Raw genomic sequence first — 20,947 nt, 5'->3', positions numbered from 1 at the left:
GCTTTTTCTGCCCCTGTTACTTTTCGATCCCGATTCATCCGTCCCACTTCCCTCTTCCCGATTCTTCGTCCAATTGCCGGTGAACAGATTCCGGACAGTTCGTGACACCGTGCGCCACAAATGTCGACTGGGTACCCCACCGCGCCGCCCGTCGCTCCCAGTATCTGTTCCGGCCAAGGTGGGACGATACAAAAAACTGTGTGGTCAATATCTTTTTCACGCTATCCACCGGAAATGCCGGACCTGCCGTCGGCGCGTTTTTTTCAATTTTTATCGCATACCGTCCTCGGCAACCGATTTCGTTGGATAGCGCGAAAGCAAAAAAATAAATCGATTGACCGACGAGTTGCGTTGCAGCTTTTGTGACGGTGCATGACAAAAAGCTCAACTCACGACAGCGATGAGGACACGAGCATGACGAGAGAAAGAGCCAACGACCGTATTCGAGAGGAAGCCCGAGAGGAAAAGAGGGAGGTAAGGAGAGAGATCAACAAATATTGCGCCGGTTTCGCCAGCCTGTTGTTCGCTCTGCTGATCGCCGCCCTTCCCGCACAGGCACAGCAGAACCTGGCACTGGGCAAACCGGTCGCCGCCAGCAGCGAACTGCGACCAGCCGCGGATGCCGTGGACGGCAGCGACTACAGCCGCTGGGAATCGGAGCACGGCGTTTCCCCGGCCTGGATTACCATCGACCTGCAATCCTCCAGTTCGCTGGGCAGTGTGGAACTGGACTGGGAGGCGGCCAATCCACTGCGCTACGAAGTGCAGGGCTCCAGCGACAACCAGCAGTGGCAGACTCTGGCGAGCGTCGACGACGGCACATTCGGCGACCGCACCGACGTGCTGCCGGTTACCGGCGAATACCGCTATGTGCGCGTGCTGGCGCAGGAACCCAGCGAAGGCAACGCCTGGGGCTATTCGCTGTTCGAGATCCGCGTTCTCGGCGAGGAGGATGATGGCGGGGAACCAGCCGCCTATGTACCGCTGTTCCCGGCCGATACGGAAATTGTCGAGCAGATCCAGTACACCGAGGCGGACGGCACCCTGGTCACGCTGATGGGTGCGCGACCCACTGAGCGCCACGCGCGCGAACGGGGCGAACCCTGGGAGGCGGAGGATGTACAGCCCGGCCGCTACCTGACGTTTCCGCCCTTCTACTTCCAGAACCGCACCTTTGGCCTCGAAATCCGCGACACCATTCCGGCCGGCGGCAGCAAAATCAGATTCATCCTGCACGTAAACAACGGTACCTTCTACGGCACCACGTTCAGCCTGTTCCGCAATGTGCTGGACCCGACGGTGCGGGAATTCGGCTGGTCGCTGAATTACGGCTTCAACAATCCCAACGAGGGCGGCGAACCCCGCTGCCACGCGGGCCTGCCCGACTGTTACATGGAAGTGGACATCAACTGGCGCACCGATCTGCGCAGGCCGTTGCAGGTCGGCGACAAGATCGAGCTGGCCCCGGCGCCGCGCCTGCAGACACCGGTGATCGACGGCGGCGGTGAACGCTACTACTCCTTCGAACAGCTGTATGTGGTCGGCGTCGGCATGCGGCCCTGGTACGGCATAGAACCGAACCTGGATTCCGAGCCGCTGCCGCCGGCAACCCTGCTCGGCGGTGACACCAGCGTCTCCTACAACTACTCCGAAGAGCCAATGCGCATGTTCCAGCAGATGGCCAACAATATCGGCATCGGCAACAGCCAACGCTTTGTCGAGGGGCGCCGCCTGTTCCACACCTCGTTCGCCAGTGGCGTGCACTCGGAATTCCCGAATGAAAACCCGGTGTTCAGCGCCCACGCCGGACAACTGGGACCGCGCTATAACGCCGAGCGCTGTATCGGCTGCCATATCCGCAACGGTCGCAGCGCCGCGGCGGAAATCGGCGCGCCGCTGGACACGCTGACGGTGCTGACCGCCACCGCGGACGGCGAAGCGGATCCGCTCTACGGCTTCAATATCCAGCAGCAGGCACAGGATCCGGGCGCGCCGGACTACTCGGTGCAGTTGCAGGCGGTGGAAACCGAAGTGCGCACACTCGCCGACGGCACCCAGGTGCAGCTGCAGAAACCCGTCTACCAGTTCGGCGGTCCGGCACCGGAGACCTGGTCCGTGCGCCAGGCACCGCAGGTGATCGGCACCGGCCTGCTGGAAGCCGTCGATGAGGCGGCCATCCTCGCCAACACCGACCCGGACGACAGCGATGGCGACGGCATTCGCGGTCGCGCCAACTTCGTTACCAATCCGGAAACCGGCGAACGCCAGCTGGGTCGCCTGGGCTGGAAGGCGGCCAAGACCGGCCTGCGCCACCAGATCGCCGAGGCCCTGGTACAGGACATGGGCGTCACCTCGCCGGTCTATCCACTGCGCAGCTGCCAGCAGAGTGACAGCAACTGCCATGTACCCGGTGTCACACCGCATATATCCACCACCGAACTCGAGCGTTTGCACCAGTACCTGGCGCTGCTCGGCGTACCGGCCCAGCGCAGCCTGCGCAGTGGCTACCCCGCCGGCATCCGCGTGTCCCCGGAGCACGATGTGAACCCGCAGCAGATCGCCCAGGGAAAACAGCAGTTTGTCCAGGCCGGTTGCAACGGCTGTCACCTGGACACGCTGGTCACCGCCGACCGGCACCCGCTGGCGGAACTGCGCAACCAGACCATCCATCCCTACACCGACCTGCTGCTGCATGATATGGGTCCGGGACTGGCGGACGGCCTGTCCCAGGGCGAGGCCGCCGGCAACCTCTGGCGCACTGCGCCACTGTGGGGGCTCGGCAGCCTGCAGTATGTGCAGGGCGGGCCGGACAATGTCCGCTACCTGCACGACGGCCGCGCGCGCAATCTCGACGAAGCCATTCTCTGGCACGGCGGCGAAGCCACGCAGAGCCGCCTGAATTACGAGGCGATGGCGGCCGGTGATCGCAGTGCGCTGAAGGCGTTTCTGAATTCACTTTAAGGCGCACGGATCACCGGTAGGCTGTAAGAAGGGCCGGGGGCGGCCCTGCCACCGGTGGGAGTTTGCGGGACACGCCGTGCATACATCCCTGTAGGCTTGTCGGCGAGGTCCCTCTCGCCAACAGTCCCGCAAACTCCCACCGGTGTCAGGGCCTTCGCATCTAACTCCGGCGTTCTTATCAAGGTCCGATGGAGCAGTTTGTAGGATGGGCAAAGCGCAGCGTGCCCATCAGCCGCGGCGTTGACGGGCACGTCGCTGTACTCCTTTGCCCATCCTACGGCTCTTTATTCTTTTCAAACCTCAATGGAAAAGTAATTTCCATAAAAAATAACCAACCACAAAACAAAAGAGAGAAAACCATGAGTAGAGCAAAGAGGTCCGCCACGGCGGGACTGCTGCTCGCTGCCGCCGGCCTGTTGTCGGCAACCCAGGCGAGTGCGCAGACGGATCCGATCTGGTCGGAAGAGTTTGACGGGGCGCGTATCGATCGCGATACCTGGATGTTCGAGACCGGCGGCGACGGCAATGGCAATGGCGAGCTGCAGTACTACACCGCATCCCAGGACAATGCCTACATCGACAGCGGCAACCTGGTGATCGAAGCCAGGCGCGAGGAATACGAAGGCAAGCAGTTCACCTCCGCGCGCCTGCACACCAACGGCCGTGTCGGCTTCCGCTACGGTACGCTGGAGGCTCGGATCAAACTGCCAGAACTGGACAACGGCCTGTGGCCCGCGTTCTGGATGCTGGGCAACAATTTCGGTATCGACGGCTGGCCGAAATCCGGCGAGATCGACATCATGGAGGCCGGTGCCAGGGCGCACCAGGACGACGGCACCGTCAACCACACCGTGTCCGGCGCCCTGCACTGGTGGCACGAATCCGGCGACTGGGGCGACTGGCTGCAGGCGGACCACGCCGAATCCGTGCAGCTGGAAACGTCATTGCACGAGGACTATCACAACTACCGCCTCGACTGGACACCGACGGAAATCGCCATTTCCGTGGACGGTATCCCGGTCACCACGCTGGATATCACCGACCCCAACCTGTCGGAATTCCGCGACAACCCGGCGCACATCATCCTCAACCTGGCCGTGGGCGGTTTCAACTTTGTCGAGATCACCGACCCGGCACTGATCACCGCTGACTTCCCGGCAAAAATGGTCGTGGATTACGTGCGCCTGTACGAGAACGAATTTACCGAACTGCAACTGGCCGGCGACAACCTGCCCAGCGGTAACTTCGGTGTCATGACCGAAACCACCCCGGCCCCCTACGAACTCAACTGGGGCGACAACACCAATCTCTACGTCTGGAACAATATGACCTCGGTGGCAACCACGCCGTCCGAGGGCAGTTCCGCCCTCGCCTACCAGGTGGCAACCGGCGATTGGTGGGGCATGGGCCTGCTGCACAAGGACCAGAACCTGCGCAACTACGCCCACGGCTACCTGCATTTCGATTGCAAGGTAAATTCCAACGTCAATATCGAAGTCAATATGGCCAGCACTTCCGGCGGCGACGCCAGCGTGGTGCTGGCCACCGGTGGCGACCAGTACGGCCTGGAACGCGATGGCGAATGGCACCATGTGGCCATCCCGATTTCCGAATTCGGCGGCCTGGATGTGGAAACCCTCAAGACGCTGTTCAGTATTTCCGGTCCCGCGCCCGCGGCGGATTTTGAAATTGCCGTCGACAATATCTACCTGAGCGAGAGCGTCGAACTGGAGGCGCCGGAGTACGGCAGCTTTGGCATCTATACCGAAACACCGTCGCATATGGACGCCGGCAGTTTCGGCTTCGGCGTCAGCGGCGACCTGTTTATCTGGGAGGAAACCCTGAACGTCGCCAGCAGTGACACGCTGGAGGGCAACGCCGCGCTGAACCTGAGCTCCACCGGCAAGGGCTGGTTCGGGCTGGGCCTGACCGCGCGCGACGGTTTCAACCTGACCGCGTTCGACAACGATAACGCCGCGCTGCATTTCTCGATGAAAACCAGCGACCAGACCTCGTTCCGCATCGGCATCAAGAGCGGTGGCGTCGACGGTGTCGGCCAGACCTGGATCGACTTCGAGCCCGGCAGCGATCCCTACGGTTTCGCCCGCGACGGCCAGTGGCACCAGATCACCATTCCGATGTCCGACCTGGTGCGCGATCTCGACCTGTTCGATGTGCGCCAGGTCTTCCAGCTGCTTGGCACCGGTGAAATCGCCAACCTGGCCATAGACGATATCCATATTTCCGGCGGCGAGGTGGCGCAGGATCCGGGCCACGGCGGTGAAGTGGTCAACCGCGCGCCGGACGCGGCGATCAAACCCTCGGTCACCGGCGGCCCGGCAAACCTGAGTGTCACGTTCGATGGCAGCCAGTCCACCGACGTCAACGGCGACGCCCTCACCTACAACTGGGATTTCGGCGACGGCAACACCGCCACCGGCGCCAGTGCCACTCACGAGTACACCACCGAGGGCAGCTACCGCGCGGTGCTGACCGTCAGCGACGGCCAGGCCAGCGACAGCGCCGCCACCCATATCTTTGTCGACAACGACCGGGACAGCGGCGCGAGCGCCAAGCGTGGCCTCGGCTACGGCCATCACTCGCCGGAGGATATGGCGGCCATCTCCGAGGGTATTTCCTGGTGGTACAACTGGAGCCACGCGCCGGATGTGCAGATCGCCGATATCTATCAAAACTACGGCGTCGAGTTCGTGCCCATGGCCTGGAACGGCGGCTTCGACGACCAGGCGATGCGCGACTACATCGCCGCGCACCCGGAGGTGGAATACATCCTCGCATTCAACGAGCCGAACTTTATCGACCAGGCCAATATGACACCGTCACAGGCCGCCGCCGAGTGGCCGCGCCTGGAGGCCATCGCCGATGAGTTCAACCTGGATATCGTCAGTGTGGCGATGAATTTCTGCGGCAACTGCGTCAGTGAAAACGGCACCACCTACACGGATCCGGTGGACTACTTCGACGATTTCTTCGCCGTCTGCCCCGACTGCCGCGTGGATGCGATTTCCATCCACGCCTACATGGAGGACGTGGGCGGTATCGAGTGGTACCTGGACCTGTTCCGCAAATACGGCCGCCCGATCTGGATGACCGAGTTTTCCGCCTGGGCGGACACCACCACGGTGGAGGAGCAGCAGAAATTCCTGGTCCAGACGGTGGACACACTGGAAAACGATCCGGATGTAGCCCGTTACGCCTGGTTTACCGGCCGCCGCAACGGCCATCCGTACAACGGCCTGTTCGACTACCGCCAGTCCGGCGTGCTCACCGAGCTGGGTAGTCTCTACGTCAATATGCCGGTGCACGGCAGCGGCAATGTGCACCAGTTGCCGGGGCTGGTCGAGGCCGAGGAGTACGGGGCCATGCAGGGTATCCGCCTGGACAAGACCAGCGACGGCAACGGCTTCCTGCAAGTGGGCGAAACCGCAACCGGCGACTGGATCGACTACAACCTGGTGGCCACCGCCGGCAGTGTGCCGCTGGCACTGCGCGTCGCTGCGGAAACCGCCGGCAGTATCGAGCTACTGGTCGACGGACAGTCGCGCGGCACGCTCGATATTCCCGCCACCGGTGGTGCCGACAGCTGGCAGACCGTCAGTACCTCGATCGACCTGAACGACGGCGTCCAGACCCTGCGCCTGGTGTTCAATGGCGATATGCAGCTGAACTGGATCCGGAGTGGCGGCGACACGCCGACAGACCCGGAACCGACTGAAGACCTGGCCCGCGGCAAAAATGTCACCGCATCATCCGAAGAAGGCGGCTACTGGTTCGCCGACTACGCCGTGGACGGCGACGGCGGCACCCGCTGGTCGAGCGATTTCAGTGACAACCAGTGGATCCAGGTGGATCTGGGTTCGGTGCAGTCGCTCAGCAAAGTGGTGCTGGACTGGGAGGCAGCCTTCGGCAGTGCCTACGAAATCCGGGTTTCCGTCGATGGCAGCAGCTGGACCACGGCGGCTTCGGTCACCGGCGGTGACGGCGGTATCGATGAAATCGACCTGGATACCAACGGCCGCTACCTGCGCATGCAGGGCCTGCAGCGGGCTACCGGTTACGGCTATTCGCTGTGGAGTCTGGAGGTTTATTGAGGCTTTGGCCGGGAGCGCCGAGCTCCAGCTCGGCTTGCGGGCCGCAGGCCCGCTTCCGGCCGAACCACACCAATTCACAATAAAAATGATGAGGGAAAACCCATGCAATCCAATCGCAAAATACCCGGCCGCGCCCTGACCGCACTGGCGCTGGCCTGCGCCGGCAGCACGGCCACGGCCCAGACACTGATCTGGTCCGACGAATTCAACTCCGGCAGTCTCGATACCAGTGTGTGGAATATCGAAACCGGCACCGGCATCAACGGCGACTGGGGCACCGGCCAGTTGGACCGCGCCACCGATCGCCCGGAAAACCTCGGTTTCGTCGACGGCGTACCGGGCGCCGATGGCGGTGTGCTGTCGCTTACCACGCGCAACGAGTTCTACATCGACCGCGACTACACCAGCGGCCGCATCAATACCCAGGACAATGTCGCCTTCGGCCCCGGCCATAAAATCGAGGCGCGGGTCTGGCCGCGGGACGTTCGCCACCAGGGCCAGGGCTTCGCTTTCTGGATGATGCCCGATGAAATCCCGCCGGGCTTCGACCACATCATGTGGCCCCAGGGCGGCGAGGTGGACATCATGGAGTACGTCGGCTCGATTCCGTACCACAACCTGGGCACGGTGCACTACGCCTGGTTCTGGGAAGACAACGAATACCAGGACTGGAACCACGGCCACCTGGGGGGCTATTACAGCTTCAGGGATCAACAGGGTCCGGACGAGCCCGAATGGATTGCCGTCGACCTGGGCCAGAGCCTGCCGATCGAACAGGTGGTGCTGCACTGGGAGGGCGCCTACGGCAAGACTTATAAAATCCAGGTTTCCGACGACAACCAGAACTGGACCGACCTCTACAGCACCAGCAGCGGCGACGGCGGCACCGATGACCTGTCCGTCTCCGGCAGCGGCCGCTACGTGCGCATGTATGGCACCGAGCGCGCCACCGAGTGGAGTTATTCACTGTTCGAGTTCGAAGTGTTTTCCGGCGGCGCCAACCAGGCCTACGGCAAGCCGGTTTTCACCTCCAGCAACCAGGCCAGCGACCTCGCCGGCGGCAATGCCGTCGACGGCCAGTACAGTACCCGCTGGAGCAGCAACCTGCGCAATCCCGGCTACGGTGGCTACCCGCCCGCCCCCGGCGACCCGAACGCCGGCAGCACCGGCTTCCATACCTATGGCATCAACTGGTACTGGGACCGCATCGAGTTCTACGTCGACGACAATGTCTACCACACCCACTATTTGAACGACGGCGACGCCTACACGCTGGACGGCAACGACGAGGCGCACACCCAGACCGTCGACGGCCGCCGGGTGTACGTGTCCGAATACTCCAACCACTTCGACGAGTGGCACCCGTTCGAGCGGCAGATGTACCTGATCCTGAGCGCCGGCGTCGGCGGTTCCGATTTCACCTACGGCGGCCCGATCGTACCGGAGGCACAGTTCCCGGCCTCGGTGCTGGTGGACTGGGTGCGGGTCTACAGTCTCGACGACGGTGCGCCGCCCGGGGACAACGACCTGGCCCTGGGGCAACCGGCCAGCGCATCGTCCGTCGAGGGGGAAGCCTGGGCGGCGGGCTATGCGGTCGACGGCGATCCCGCCACCCGCTGGGCCAGCGAGTGGAACGATCCACAGTGGATCTCGGTGGATCTGGGATCCGTGCAGCCGCTCGCCAAGGTGGTGCTGGACTGGGAAGCGGCGTTCGGCAGTGCCTACGAAGTGCAGGTCTCCAACGACGGCAGCAACTGGACCACCGCGGCAACGGTGACCGATGGAGACGGCGGACGCGATGAGATCGCCCTGTCCAGTAGCGGCCGCTATGTGCGGATCCTCGGCAGCGGGCGGGGCACAGGCTACGGCTACTCGCTGTGGAGTTTCGAGGTTTATTGAGGAACGCGAGAAGCCGTTCCCGGGCACAATAAAAAACGCCGGCAATTGCCGGCGTTTTTTATGATCAGGCTGTTTCGGCCTCTTCCTCATCGACGCGCCTGCGCGCCTCCAGTGCCCGTTCGGCATCCGGCTCGGCCGCACGGCTGCGCCCGAACAGCCGCTGCACGACGACGAAGAACAGCGGGATAAAGAAGAGCCCCAGCAGCGTGCCCACGATCATGCCGCCGAGCACACCGGTGCCGATCGCCTGTTGCGCGCCGGAACCGGCGCCGGAGGCGATGGCCAGCGGCAGTACGCCGAGGCCGAAGGCCAGCGACGTCATGACAATCGGCCGCAGGCGGTCGCGCACTGCCTGCATGGTGGCCTGTACCAGCTCCATGCCGCTCTCCAGATTCTGCTTGGCGAACTCCACGATCAGGATCGCGTTCTTGGAGGTCAGGCCCACCGTGGTCAGCATCGCCACCTGGAAGTAGATATCCCGCTCCATACCGCGCAGGTTACTCGCCAGCACCGCGCCCAGGATCCCCAAGGGCGCCACCAGCAGTACCGCGGTGGGTACCGTCCAGCTCTCGTAGAGTGCCGCCAGGCACAGGAATACGATCAGCAGCGACAGTGTGTACAACAGCGGTGTCTGCGAGCCGGCCTCGCGCTCCTGATAGGAGAGACCGGTCCACTCCATACCGACACCCTGCGGCAGCGTCTGCACCAGCCGCTCGATCTCGGCCATGGCTTCACCGGAACTGACGCCCGGTGCCGCCTCGCCGTTGATCTGCATTGCCGGTACACCGTTGTAGCGTTCCAGGCGCGGCGAGCCGTACTCCCAGTGGTAGCTGGCGAAGCTCGACAGCGGCACCATCTCGCCCTCGTCATTGCGCACGTACCAGAGGTTGAAATCCTCCGGATCCATGCGGTACTGGGCATCCGCCTGCATGTAGACGCGCTTGACGCGGCCGCGGTCGATAAAGTCATCGATATACTGGCTGCCCCAGGCCGCGCCGAGGGTGTTATTGATAGAGGCGACGGAAATCCCCAGCGAGGCCGCCTTGGCGGTATCAATATCCACCTTGAACTGCGGTGTGTCCTCCTGGCCGTTCGGACGCACGTTGGTCAGCAGCTTGCTCTGCGACGCCGCACCCAGCAGTTGGTTGCGTGCCGCCAGCAACGCCTCGTGACCCAGCGCCGCGTTGTCCTTCAGGTAGAAGTTGAAACCGTTGGACGTGCCCAGTTCCGGCATCGCCGGCGGCGCAAAGGCGTAGGCGATGGCGTCCTTGATCTGGCTCAGTGCACCCATGCCGCGCATGGCGACGGAGGTGGCGCTCTCGGATGCCTCCTCGCGCTGGTCCCAGTCCTTCAGTTTCACGAAGGCGATACCGGTGTTCTGGCCACTGCCGGCGAAGCTGAAGCCCTGCACGGCGAACACGGATTCCACTGTGTCCGGCTCGTTGTTCAGGAAATGGTCTTCGATCTTGTAGATCGATTCCATGGTGCGCTCCTGGGTCGAGCCCACCGGCGCCTGCACCATCGAGAAGAGCACCCCCTGGTCCTCTTCCGGCAGGAAGGAACTGGGTGTGCGCAGGAACAGCAGCCCCATGATCACCACCAGCCCGGCGAAGATCGCCATGAAACGGCCACTGCGCGCCAGGATGCCGCCGACACCGCGCTGGTAGCGGGCACTGCCGGCGTCAAACTTGCGGTTGAACCAGCCGAAGAACCCCCCCATGAAACCGACAGTGCCGTGGTGCTCGCCCTTTTTGATCGGCTTCAGCATGGTCGCGCACAGCGCCGGCGTCAGCACGATGGCCACCATTACCGACAGCGCCATGGCCGATACAATCGTGGCGGAGAACTGCCGGTAGATAACGCCGGTGGCACCGCTCATGAAGGCCATGGGCACGAATACCGCCGACAGCACCACACCGATACCGACAAGCGCACCGGTGATCTGCTTCATCGACTTTTTCGTCGCCTCTTTGGGCGACAGGCCCTCTTCCGACATGACCCGCTCGACGTTCTCCACCACCACGATGGCGTCATCCACCAGCAGACCGATGGCCAGCACCATGGCGAACATCGTCAGCATATTGATGGAGAAACCCAGCGCCGCGAGTATGCCGAAGGTACCCAGCAGTACCACCGGCACGGCAATGGTCGGGATCAATGTGGCGCGGAAGTTCTGCAGGAACAGGAACATCACCAGGAACACCAGCACCACGGCCTCGATCAGGGTGTGGATCACCCCCTCGATGGAGACCTTGACGAACGGCGTGGTATCGAAGGGCACGACATACTTGAGGCCCTGCGGGAAGTTCGGCTCCAGTTCCTTCAGCCGCGCCTTGACCGCCTCCGCGGTCGCCAGCGCATTGGCGCCGGTGGCCAGGGAGATGGCCATACCGGTGGCCGGCTGGCGGTTGTAGCGGGTCAGGTTGGCATAGCTCTCCGCACCCAGCTCCACCCGGGCCACATCGGCCAGGCGCAACACCGAGCCGTCCTCATTGGAACGGACCACGATCTGGCGGAACTGCTCCGGCGTATTCAGGCGGCCCTGGGAGTTCACGGTGGCGGTCAGCTGTTGCCCTTCCACCGCCGGCGTGCCACCGAGGCTGCCCACGGCCACCTGCGCGTTCTGCGCCTGCACTACAGCGGAAATATCCGACGGAGTCAGGTTGTAGGTTTTCAGCTTGTTCGGGTCCAGCCAGATACGCATGGCGTACTTGGAGCCGAACACCTGCGTGGTGCCCACGCCCTGCACACGGCTGATCGGGTCCACCAGGCTGGAAGCCACATAGTCGGCAATGTCCGCCTTGGACATGCTGCCATCCTCGGACACGAAACCGGCCACCATCAGGAAGCCGCTGCGCGACTTGCTGACACTGACGCCCTGGCGCTGCACTTCCTGCGGCAGCAGCGGCATCGCCAGCTGCAGCTTGTTCTGCACCTGCACCTGGGCGGTATCCGGATCCGTGCCGTTGGCAAAGTTCAGGGTGATGGACGCCGAACCGTTGGACTGGCTGGTGGCGGACATATAGATGAGGCCGTCGAGCCCCTTCATGTTTTCCTCGATGACCTGGGTCACCGAGCCCTCCACCACCTGCGCCGAAGCGCCCGGGTAGTTGGCGCCGATGGTCACCGCCGGCGGCGCCACGTTCGGGTAGCGCTCGATCGCCAGTTGGGCGATCGACAGGCCGCCGCCGAGCATCACGATGATTGCAATCACCCAGGCAAAAATCGGGCGATTGATAAAGAAACTGGCCATTACCGAACTACTCCTTACGACTCGCTGGCGGTCGGCGCTGCGACGGTGTCGGTGCTGTCGCTACCGGCGGAGGCTTCCTTCACGGCCGGAGCCTGATTTTCGGGCTCACTCACCTGCACCGGCACGCCGGGACGGATCTTCTGCAGGCCGGACACGATCACCCGGTCGCCGGCCATCAGGCCGCCCTCGACCAGCCAGCGGTTGCCGATGGTCTGGCTGACTTCCACGGCGCGCTGCTCGGCCTTGCCCTCGCTGTTCACGACCATCGCCGAGGTGTTGCCCTTCGGATCGCGGGCGATACCCTGCTGCGGCACCAGGATGGCGTTCTCGCGCACACCGCGGCCAATCTCCGCGCGCACGTACATGCCCGGCAGCAGCATATGGTCCGGGTTCGGCACCACGACGCGCATCAGCACGCTGCCGGTGGACGGGTCCACGCTCGCCTCGGCGAACTGCAGCTTGCCCGGGTGCGGGTAGACGGTGCCGTCCTCCAACACGATTTTCACCGGCAGGTCATCGGCCTCTTCCACCTTGCCGGTGGCCAGCGCGCGGCGCAGGCTCAGCAATTCGGTGGTGGACTGGTTGATGTCCACGTAGATCGGGTCCAGTTGCTGCACGGTGGCCAGCGCGGCCGTCTGGTTCGCCGTCACCAGGGCACCCTGGGTCACCGCGGACTTGCCGATACGGCCGGAAATCGGCGAACTGATACGTGCATACTGCAACAGGATCCTGGCCTGCTGTACCGACGCCTCGGCAGCGGCCACGGAGGCTTCCGCCTGCTGCAGCTTGGCCCGGGCGTTGTCGTTTTCCTGCTTGCTGACCGCGCCGGTGCCCGCCAATTTGGCGATACGCTTGGCATCCAGGCGCGCCACATTCTGCTCTGCCTTGGCACTCAGCAGATTGGCGCGAGCGCTCTCGTAATCGGCCTCGTAGGTGGCGTCATCCAGTTGGTACAGCGACTGGCCGGCCTCGACCAGGCCGCCCTCCTGGAACAACTGTTCCTCGACGATACCGTTCACCTGCGGGCGCACTTCGGCCACCTTGAACGGGTTGGTCCGGCCGGGCAGCTCCCGGGTCAGGGTAACCGGCTCGGCCTTGAGGGTTACCGCGGTGACCGACGGCGTCATCGCTGGCGGCGCGGCCTGTTCCTCCCCGCAGGCGCTCAGCAGCGCAGAGGTGGCGAGCAGACCGACGAGCAACTTCTTCTTAAACATTGAAAACCTCGATAGTGACCCACCATCCGGGTGGATCGCACAGTGTCGCACTATGGAAAAACTGCCAGTCAAGACAGTCACGAACGATTATATAGAATGGTCGCATTTTATATTCATACACGAATAAATATCAAGTATTCATTCATGCATGAATATAGATTAGAATGCCTGTCACCCCGGGAATATCCCTGTCGAGAGTCAGGGCTTTGCGCAAGGCGGCGTATAGACGGCCATTCTCCGAGTAGTCGCTATTTACGCCGCTGATTCGACCGACTTCAATTGCCGTGCGATCAGGCGCGCAGTATCCGGGTCCGAACGAATGACGTGCTGCAACGCAGTGCAGCAGCCGGAGAAAAGGCAGATGGCCAAACGCAGAAAAGAAGACGCCCTGGAAACCCGCGAGAAGATCCTGGAAGCCGCCATTACCGTGTTCCACAAACGCGGTGTGGCGCGCCCTTCGCTTACGGAAATCGCCGAACTGGCAGGGGTGACCCGCGGCGCCGTCTACGGCCACTTCCGCAACAAGAGCGACCTGTTTGCCGCCGTGACCGAACGGGTGCAGTTTCCCGGGGAGAAATTGTGCGAGGCCGCCGGCGAGGAGATCAACCGGGATCCGCTGGGTGTGTTGCGCACCCGCTGGCTGTGGCTGTTCCAGGAAATCGCCTGCAACCGGCAGTGGCAGTTGATCCTGGAAATCGTATTCCACCGCTGTGAACTGGTCACCGAGAGCGGCGAAATCCACCAGCGCCTGAAACAGGGCCACGCCGAGGGTTCGGCCATCATTCGCGAGCTGGTTACCGCCGCCGTGGCCCGGGGCCAACTGCCCGCGGACCTGGATATCGACGTGGCGGTACCGATGCTGCACGGCTCCCTGATCGGCGTACTGGAGGACTGGCTGTTACAGCCGGAGATCGGCGATCTCGGTGAACTCGGCGAACGCTATATCGACGCGATGATCGATATGGTGCGCTTTTCCCCGACCCTGCGCCGGCAGGACAGCAAAGTCGCCGTGCATTGACGGTCCTTCAGGCCGCGAACCCCAGCGCCAGGTAAATCCCCAGCAATACCACCACTCCCGCCGCCATACTGCCGGTCAGCCAGCTGCGCGCCATGATCCCGTCCGGTTTGTGATGACCGGCGACGGTCTCCATCAGGTAGCCGATGCCCTTCAGGGCCGCGCCGCGCAGGCGCGCATCCAGCCGGAAGACACCCGCCACCAGCCCGCGCGCCGCCTCCGGCAGCAGGCGCCGATAGAGCCACTCCACATCCAGGTTCACCGACGGCAGTTCGGGCGGATACAGCCGCCGCAGGTTCAGCCACACGAATGCCAGCGCGGAGAAGAACAGCAGTTGCAGCTGTGTCAGTACATGGGTCACATCGTAGGGCGTGTAGGCGGTTTCATAAGGCAGCAGTTGGTAGAGCGCCTGCGGATAGATGCCCACCGCCAGGCACAGCGCCGCGGCAATGCTCATGGCCAGCAACATATTGACCGGCGGCTCCTCCGCGCGGAGGCCGGAATCGTGGGCGAAAAACGCGAAGTACGGAATCTTGATGCCCGCGTGGTGGAAGACACCGGCAGAGGCGAACAACAAAATCAGCCACACCCAGTCGTGGCCATTTCCGATCGCCGCACTCATAACCATGGACTTACTGACAAAACCGCTAAACAGCGGGAAGGCGGAAATCGACGCGGCGCCGATAATACACAGCACGGTGGTTTTGGGCATTGTCTTGTAGAGGCCGCCCAACTCCGAGCCATTGATGCGTCCGGTCATTTTCAATACCGCGCCCATGGACATAAACAGCAGCCCCTTGAAAATCACATCGTTGAACGCGTGTGCAACAGCCCCGTTGATGGCCAGCGATGTGCCGATACCGATCCCCACCACCATGAAGCCGAGCTGGTTGATCAGGCTGTAGGCCAGCACCCGCCGCAGGTCATTCTCGATCACCGCGTAGAAAATCGGGAAGCAGGCCATAGTCGCGCCGATATAGACCAGCAGCTCGGTACCCGGGTAGGCCCGCGCCAGTGCGTAGACCGCCACCTTGGTGGTAAACGCGCTCAGGAACACGGTACCGGTGGGTGTGGATTCGGGATAGGCATCGGTCAGCCAGTTGTGGACAAACGGGAAGGCGCACTTGATACCGAAGGCCAGGAAAATCATCCAGCTCCCGACCCCGGCAAAACCGTTCTGCTCCAGGCCCATATGCCCGAACGCCAGCGAGCCGTGGGCCTGGCCATGGAGGATGATGCCTCCCAACAGCAGCAATCCGGACAGGATATGCAATGTGAAATAGCGCAGCCCGGCCATATAGGCGCGGCCGCTGCGCCGGGCCCAGACCAGGAATACCGACGTCAACGCCAGCAATTCCCAGAAGATGAACAGTGTCAGCAGATCGCCGGCAAACACGGCACCCAGCGCACTGCCGGCATACAGCAGGCTCGCCACCTGCTGCAGCGTATCGCGCACATGCAGCGAATAAATAATCGCGATCAGCGCAGCGACATGAAACAGGTAGCCGAACAGCAGGCTCAGCCTGTCGGCACGAAACAGCAGCAGCTGGAAATCCAGCACCGACCAGGTGCCGAAACTGCCCTCGCCCAGCAGCCACAGGTTTGCCAGCCCCGCCAACGGCAGTAACACCAGCAACAGTCCGCGCGGCCAGCCGCGCAGCAACAGCGCCAGTGCGGCGGCAACAAAGAACGGGGCAAACGGCGCTATCTCAACCATCGCCGCGCCCTCCCCGCGCTGCGTCTTCCCGCAGCTCGGTCCGGTCGTAGTAATCCGGCGGGCGCATCAGGAAAGTGCGCATCCATTTGGCCACAAACACCAGGATCACACAGCCGACGAAACCGTACACCGGATAAAAGCCCGGCAGCCCTTCCCAACGGAATTCGGTATGGCGGTGCACGACAAAATCCAGCGAGACCAGCAAGATGCAGATCGCGTAGAAGATTCTCAACACCACGCGGATATTTTCCGGATTGTCAAAGAAATATTGTTTTTCGCTATTCATACGCATGTCAGGTTCAAACAGCCCGGACCGGGAACACAATCTCCCTGCAGGTGCCGGCCTCGCAGGCGATTCCCGGTAATGATTCGCCTGCGAGGCAGGCTCCTACAACACAAGGGGCGGATCAGATACCGGCCGCAATCAACCGGTAAAAAGTATCGGGAAACAGCAGCAGGTACACACAGCCGGCGGCGGTGATCGACAGCGCGATCACCGACGGTAGCGGCGCTTCCCCAATCGCGACAGCTTCTCCAGCTCCATCCTCCAGTGGCCTTTCCCCACCGAGAAACGCCCGTAACGGAATCGGCAATAGATAGGCGATACTGAGCAGCGAACTGACCATCAGCAATCCCATCAACAGCCACTGTTGCGCCTCGAAGGTGCCCAGCATCAGGTACCACTTGCTCCAGGTACCGCCGGTGGGCGGAATGCCGATAATGCACAGGCTGGCGACCAGGAAAGCGCCCATGGTGATCGGCATCTGCCGGCCGATACCGCGCAGTTCCCAGATTTCAGTCTTGTGTGCGGCCACCAGAATCGCGCCCGCACAGAAAAACAGCGTGATCTTGCCAAAGGCATGCATGACGATATGCAGCGCACTGCCAGTCATGCCCGCGCCGGTGGCGAGCAGTGCACCGAGGGTGATATAGCCAAGCTGGCTGACCGTGGAATACGCCAGCCGTTTTTTCAGGTTCTGCTGGCGCAGCGCGACAATGGACGCAAACAGGATCGAAGCACCCGCCAGGTACAACAGCCAGCCGGTGGCCGGAATGGTTTTCAACATATCCAGCCCGAAAATCAGCAGGCAGACTTTCAACACCACGAACACACCGGCCTTGACCACGGCCACCGCGTGCAACAGCGCACTCACCGGTGTCGGCGCCACCATCGCCGCCGGCAGCCAGCGATGGAACGGCATTATCGCCGCCTTGCCGACGCCGAATACAAACAGCACCAACAGCAGTGATAACAGCGCCGGGTCCGTGCCCGGCGCAAAGATACCGCCGGACTTGAAATCCAGCGTGCCGGCCAGCAACCAGGTGCCGATAATCGCCAGCAGGAAAAAGCCGACCGACGTGCCCAGCAGCACGCCCAGGTAGACCCGGCCGCCCCGCCGCGCCTTATCAGTACCGGCGTGGGTCACCAGAGGATAGGTACAGAGCGTCAGGATTTCGTAGAATACAAACAGTGTGAACAGGTTTTCCGCAAAGGCGATGCCCATGACCGCGCCGATGGACAGCGCGAACAGGCTGAAGAAGCGCGTCTGGTTGCGCTCGCCGTGACCGCGCATATAGCCGATCGCATACAGGGTGGTCACTATCCACAGGAAACTCGCCACCAGTGCAAACAGCAGTCCCAACGGTTCGATGCGGAACGCAATCGCCAGCCCCGGCAGCAGCTCCAGCCAGTGGGAGGCAATCGCCCCGCCGTCCAGTACCGGCTGGTAAAGTGACACCACCACCGCAAACAGCCCCGTGGCGGCGACCAGGGAAACCGCTTCGCGCAGGTTTTCCCAACGGCCGGTAAGCTGGATACCGGCCAGCGCAAGCGGTGGAATTAGCAGCGCCAGTTGCAGCAGTGTCGATCCGCTCACGGGCCACCCCCGAGCAGGAACTGCGACGCTGCTGCCGTCACCGCGACCGGCAGACGGGTGTCGATACCAAAGTATAGGTTGGCGCCGATCAGTAACCAGGTGGGTAACAGCAGGCCGACAGGCGCCTCACCGCGCGCGGCAACTGCGCTCCCGGTTGCCTCCCGGAAGTAACCCGCCTCCACCAGGCGCCAGATATAGGCCACCGCCAACAGCGATCCCAACACCACCAGTACCGCCAGCCACCAGAGGTCGCGATCGAGGGCGGCGGCAATCAGGTACCACTTGCTGACAAAGCCCACTGTCAATGGCATGCCGATCAGGCTGATACCGCCGACTACAATCGCGGCCATGGTCCAGGGCATGGCCGTGCCGAGACCGCGGAAATGCTCGATACGGCAAGCCCCGGTGCGATAGACCAACCCCGCCAGCGCCAGGAACAGGCCACCTTTCATCAGCGCGTGGTTGAACAGGTGCAACAGCGTCGCCTGCAGCGCGGCGGCCGTGCCGATCCCCACGCCCACTACCATATAGCCGACCTGCGCCACACTGGAATAGGCGAACATGCGCTTGATATCCACCTGGTAGATGGCCACCGTCGAGGCCACGAAAACGCCGACAAGCCCCAGCCCGATCAACAGGGATTCCAGCGGCAGGCGGGCCAGGGAGAATTCCACCCCGAAGACGGTGACGGTAAAACGCAGCAGCAGGTAGAGGGCCACCTTGGTGGCCGTGGCAGCGAGAAATGCGGTCACGATCGACGGCGCATAGCTGTAGGCATTGGGCAGCCACTGGTGCAGCGGGAACAGCGCCAGCTTCAGGCAGATGCCGACGAAGATAAACGCAAAAGCGGCCAGCACCGCGGCGGAATTTCCCAGCGTCGGCAGCCGCGCCGCCAGGTCCTCCATATTCAACGTGCCGGTCATCATGTACAGGAAGCCGATACCGATCAGGATAAAGGTGGCGCCGATAGTGCCCATGATCAGGTACTGGAACGCGGCCCAGAGCGCGCGCCGGTCGCGCCCCAACGCAATCAGCGCATAGGTGGAAAGCGAGGAAATCTCCAGGAACACGAAAACATTGAAGACGTCGCCGGTGGCGACAATGCCCAACAGGCCGGCAAAGCACAGCAGGTAGAGGGTGTAGAAAAGCGTCTGCCGCCCGCCATCGAGTTCCGAGGCAATGCTGGTGTGCGCCGCCGCCAGCACCGCACTGCTGAGGCCGGAAACGATCAACAGCACCCAGGCGTTCAGCAGGTCGATGCGATACTCGATGCCCCAGGGCGCCTGCCAGCCGCCGAGCGCATAGCTGATCGGGCCGTTGGCGAGAACCTGCTGCAGCAACAGCGCGCTGACCGCCAGTGCCGACAGGCTTGCTGCAAACGCAAACAACCACACCAGGCCGGCCCGGCGCAGCACCAGGCAGGACGGTGCCGCCATCAGCGGCAGGATCACCTGCAGTATCGGGAGGTGCGTCAACATTCGGGGCCGCCCTCCCCTGGCCGCGGACACTCCTGCGCCCGAATATCCCGCTCCTCGACCGAGCCATAAGACCGCTTGATACGGATAGCCAGCGCCAGCGCGAGTGACGTGGTGGCAATCCCCACCACAATCGCGGTCAGGATCAGCACATGGGGCAGCGGGTTCGAATAGAGATGCTCGCCCCCGTCCAGGATCGGCGCACTGCCGCCTTCCACCTTGCCCACGCTGATATAGAAAATGAATACCGAAGTCTGGAAGATATTCAGGCCGATAATTTTCTTGATCAGGTTACCCTGGGCGATAACCATATACAGGCCGATCATCATCAACCCGATGACGATCCAGTAGTTGTAGAGTGAAGCCAGCGGCATCTACCCGGACCTCCCCGCCACCGGGCTTTCCTCTGGCACCGCCCGCCGGCGCCCCGACAACTGTTCGGAGAACAGGTAGAAAACCAGGATCATCACCGACGCCACGGTAATACCGACCCCCAGCTCAATCGCGATAATACCGATATGCTGGCCGGTGACCGCATCGCCCGCCAGCGCACTGTAGTCGAGGTAATTTTTGCCGCTGGCCAGGCCCAGCAAACCGACCGTGCCGTAGACCAGGACTCCCACCGCCGCCAGCAACTGCACCACCGCACTGGAAGCGACCCGGCGCAACGCATGCAACCCGAACACCAGCCCGTAGAGAATAAAGCCCACCGCAAAAATCACCCCGGCCTGGAAGCCGCCACCGGGGCCGTATTCACCGTGGAACTGCACATAGAGCGCGTACAGCATGATCGGTGCAATCAGGATCTTGGCGACCACCCGCAGTACCAGGTCTCGAGACTGATCGCCGGCGTGTGGCGCGGACAGTCGGCTCGAGGCCTCGACATCGGTGCCGCCGGACAACAACGCCAACACCCCGAGTCCGGCGGTGAGGATCACCACTACCTCGCCGAGTGTATCGAAGGCCCGGTAGCTGGCCAGCACCGAGGTGACAATATTGGGAATGCCGATTTCCGCCATGGAATCGTTGATATAGCGCGGCGCCACATGGACATGCGCCGGCGCATCGGCGGCACCGAAGGCCGGCATATCCAGCGTCGCCGCCACCAGCAGCGCCCCCACGGACGCCACCAGGCACAGCGCAAGCACCGCGCGGGTTCTGTCGGAACGCTGCCGGCGGCCACACAGGGCCAGCGTCAGCAGGATCAGCAGCGGCGATATGCCGGCCCCCACCGCGGCCTCGGTAAAGGCTACATCCACCGCCCCCATGGTCATGAAGAAGCCCGCCGACAACAGGCCGTAGATACCGGAAAACATCGCCGCGGAGAACAGGTCGCGGGTCCAGGCGATCGCCAGCGCGGTCACCAGTAGCAGCGCCAGCAGTGCAATATCCAGTAACAACTCCATCGCTATCGGCTCTCCATC

The 20,947-nt window shown here is 62.8% G+C and carries 12 protein-coding genes; 4 read left to right on the top strand and 8 right to left on the bottom strand.

Annotated elements, in window-relative coordinates:
• Positions 1–414 precede the first annotated feature (414 nt).
• The 3 genes from MWN76_RS14300 to MWN76_RS14290 all read left to right on the top strand — a co-directional run bounded on the left by MWN76_RS14300 (position 415) and on the right by MWN76_RS14290 (position 8,972).
• Positions 415–2,961 carry a di-heme oxidoredictase family protein gene (locus tag MWN76_RS14300; RefSeq protein ID WP_250462217.1) on the top strand — a complete coding sequence of 849 codons (2,547 nt, stop codon included), beginning with the start codon at positions 415–417 and terminating at the stop codon, positions 2,959–2,961.
• A gap of 359 nt (positions 2,962–3,320) precedes the next feature.
• Positions 3,321–7,073, top strand: coding sequence for a glycosyl hydrolase (locus MWN76_RS14295; RefSeq protein ID WP_250462214.1), 3,753 nt, complete (start codon positions 3,321–3,323; stop codon positions 7,071–7,073).
• A 102-nt stretch (positions 7,074–7,175) separates the two neighbouring features.
• On the top strand, positions 7,176–8,972 hold the full coding sequence (locus MWN76_RS14290; protein ID WP_250462212.1) for a galactose-binding domain-containing protein: 1,797 nt from the start codon (positions 7,176–7,178) through the stop codon (positions 8,970–8,972).
• 64 nt (positions 8,973–9,036) lie between these two features.
• Here MWN76_RS14290 and MWN76_RS14285 read toward each other — a convergent pair whose 3' ends face one another.
• Positions 9,037–12,225, bottom strand: coding sequence for an efflux RND transporter permease subunit (locus tag MWN76_RS14285; protein ID WP_250462210.1), 3,189 nt, complete (start codon positions 12,223–12,225; stop codon positions 9,037–9,039).
• A 14-nt stretch (positions 12,226–12,239) separates the two neighbouring features.
• Complete coding sequence (locus tag MWN76_RS14280) at positions 12,240–13,439, bottom strand: efflux RND transporter periplasmic adaptor subunit (RefSeq protein WP_250462208.1); 1,200 nt, start codon at positions 13,437–13,439, stop codon at positions 12,240–12,242.
• Between the two features lie 361 nt (positions 13,440–13,800).
• Between MWN76_RS14280 and MWN76_RS14275 the strand changes: the two genes are divergently transcribed.
• On the top strand, positions 13,801–14,457 hold the full coding sequence (locus MWN76_RS14275; protein WP_250462206.1) for a TetR family transcriptional regulator: 657 nt from the start codon (positions 13,801–13,803) through the stop codon (positions 14,455–14,457).
• 7 nt (positions 14,458–14,464) lie between these two features.
• Here MWN76_RS14275 and MWN76_RS14270 read toward each other — a convergent pair whose 3' ends face one another.
• From MWN76_RS14270 to MWN76_RS14245, 6 genes are all read right to left on the bottom strand, one after another.
• The gene (locus tag MWN76_RS14270) at positions 14,465–16,171 is read right to left on the bottom strand and encodes a Na(+)/H(+) antiporter subunit D (RefSeq protein ID WP_250462204.1); all 1,707 of its coding nucleotides are present in this window, start codon (positions 16,169–16,171) and stop codon (positions 14,465–14,467) included.
• A complete protein-coding gene (locus MWN76_RS14265) occupies positions 16,164–16,457 on the bottom strand; it encodes a hypothetical protein (protein ID WP_250462202.1) in 294 nt (97 codons plus the stop codon). Before MWN76_RS14265 ends, MWN76_RS14270 begins: the two co-directional genes overlap by 8 nt.
• A gap of 121 nt (positions 16,458–16,578) precedes the next feature.
• Positions 16,579–18,048 (bottom strand): monovalent cation/H+ antiporter subunit D family protein, encoded by a 1,470-nt coding sequence (locus MWN76_RS14260; RefSeq protein ID WP_250462201.1) that lies wholly within the window; start codon positions 18,046–18,048, stop codon positions 16,579–16,581.
• Entirely contained in the window at positions 18,045–19,526 is a 1,482-nt protein-coding gene (locus tag MWN76_RS14255; RefSeq protein WP_250462198.1) for a monovalent cation/H+ antiporter subunit D family protein, read from the bottom strand. The genes MWN76_RS14260 and MWN76_RS14255 overlap by 4 nt, the downstream gene beginning before the upstream one ends.
• Complete coding sequence (locus MWN76_RS14250) at positions 19,520–19,897, bottom strand: cation:proton antiporter subunit C (protein ID WP_250462196.1); 378 nt, start codon at positions 19,895–19,897, stop codon at positions 19,520–19,522. Before MWN76_RS14250 ends, MWN76_RS14255 begins: the two co-directional genes overlap by 7 nt.
• The gene (locus tag MWN76_RS14245; protein WP_250462194.1) at positions 19,898–20,929 is read right to left on the bottom strand and encodes a DUF4040 domain-containing protein; all 1,032 of its coding nucleotides are present in this window, start codon (positions 20,927–20,929) and stop codon (positions 19,898–19,900) included. It abuts the gene before it with no gap.
• Between the last annotated feature and the right edge of the window lie 18 nt (positions 20,930–20,947).

The sequence above is a fragment of the Microbulbifer litoralis genome (assembly GCF_023634065.1).
In the GTDB taxonomy this organism is placed as follows: domain Bacteria; phylum Pseudomonadota; class Gammaproteobacteria; order Pseudomonadales; family Cellvibrionaceae; genus Microbulbifer; species Microbulbifer litoralis.
The sequence above is the reverse complement of the archived record's forward strand: the minus strand, read 5'-3'. Positions and strand labels throughout refer to the sequence as shown.

Coding starts and splice junctions, on each gene's coding strand:
- MWN76_RS14300 (WP_250462217.1), top strand. CDS start 415: ATGACGAGAGAAAGAGCCAACGACCGTATTCGAGAGGAAGCCCGAGAG.
- MWN76_RS14295 (WP_250462214.1), top strand. CDS start 3,321: ATGAGTAGAGCAAAGAGGTCCGCCACGGCGGGACTGCTGCTCGCTGCC.
- MWN76_RS14290 (WP_250462212.1), top strand. CDS start 7,176: ATGCAATCCAATCGCAAAATACCCGGCCGCGCCCTGACCGCACTGGCG.
- MWN76_RS14285 (WP_250462210.1), bottom strand. CDS start 12,225: ATGGCCAGTTTCTTTATCAATCGCCCGATTTTTGCCTGGGTGATTGCA.
- MWN76_RS14280 (WP_250462208.1), bottom strand. CDS start 13,439: ATGTTTAAGAAGAAGTTGCTCGTCGGTCTGCTCGCCACCTCTGCGCTG.
- MWN76_RS14275 (WP_250462206.1), top strand. CDS start 13,801: ATGGCCAAACGCAGAAAAGAAGACGCCCTGGAAACCCGCGAGAAGATC.
- MWN76_RS14270 (WP_250462204.1), bottom strand. CDS start 16,171: ATGGTTGAGATAGCGCCGTTTGCCCCGTTCTTTGTTGCCGCCGCACTG.
- MWN76_RS14265 (WP_250462202.1), bottom strand. CDS start 16,457: ATGAATAGCGAAAAACAATATTTCTTTGACAATCCGGAAAATATCCGC.
- MWN76_RS14255 (WP_250462198.1), bottom strand. CDS start 19,526: ATGTTGACGCACCTCCCGATACTGCAGGTGATCCTGCCGCTGATGGCG.
- MWN76_RS14250 (WP_250462196.1), bottom strand. CDS start 19,897: ATGCCGCTGGCTTCACTCTACAACTACTGGATCGTCATCGGGTTGATG.
- MWN76_RS14245 (WP_250462194.1), bottom strand. CDS start 20,929: ATGGAGTTGTTACTGGATATTGCACTGCTGGCGCTGCTACTGGTGACC.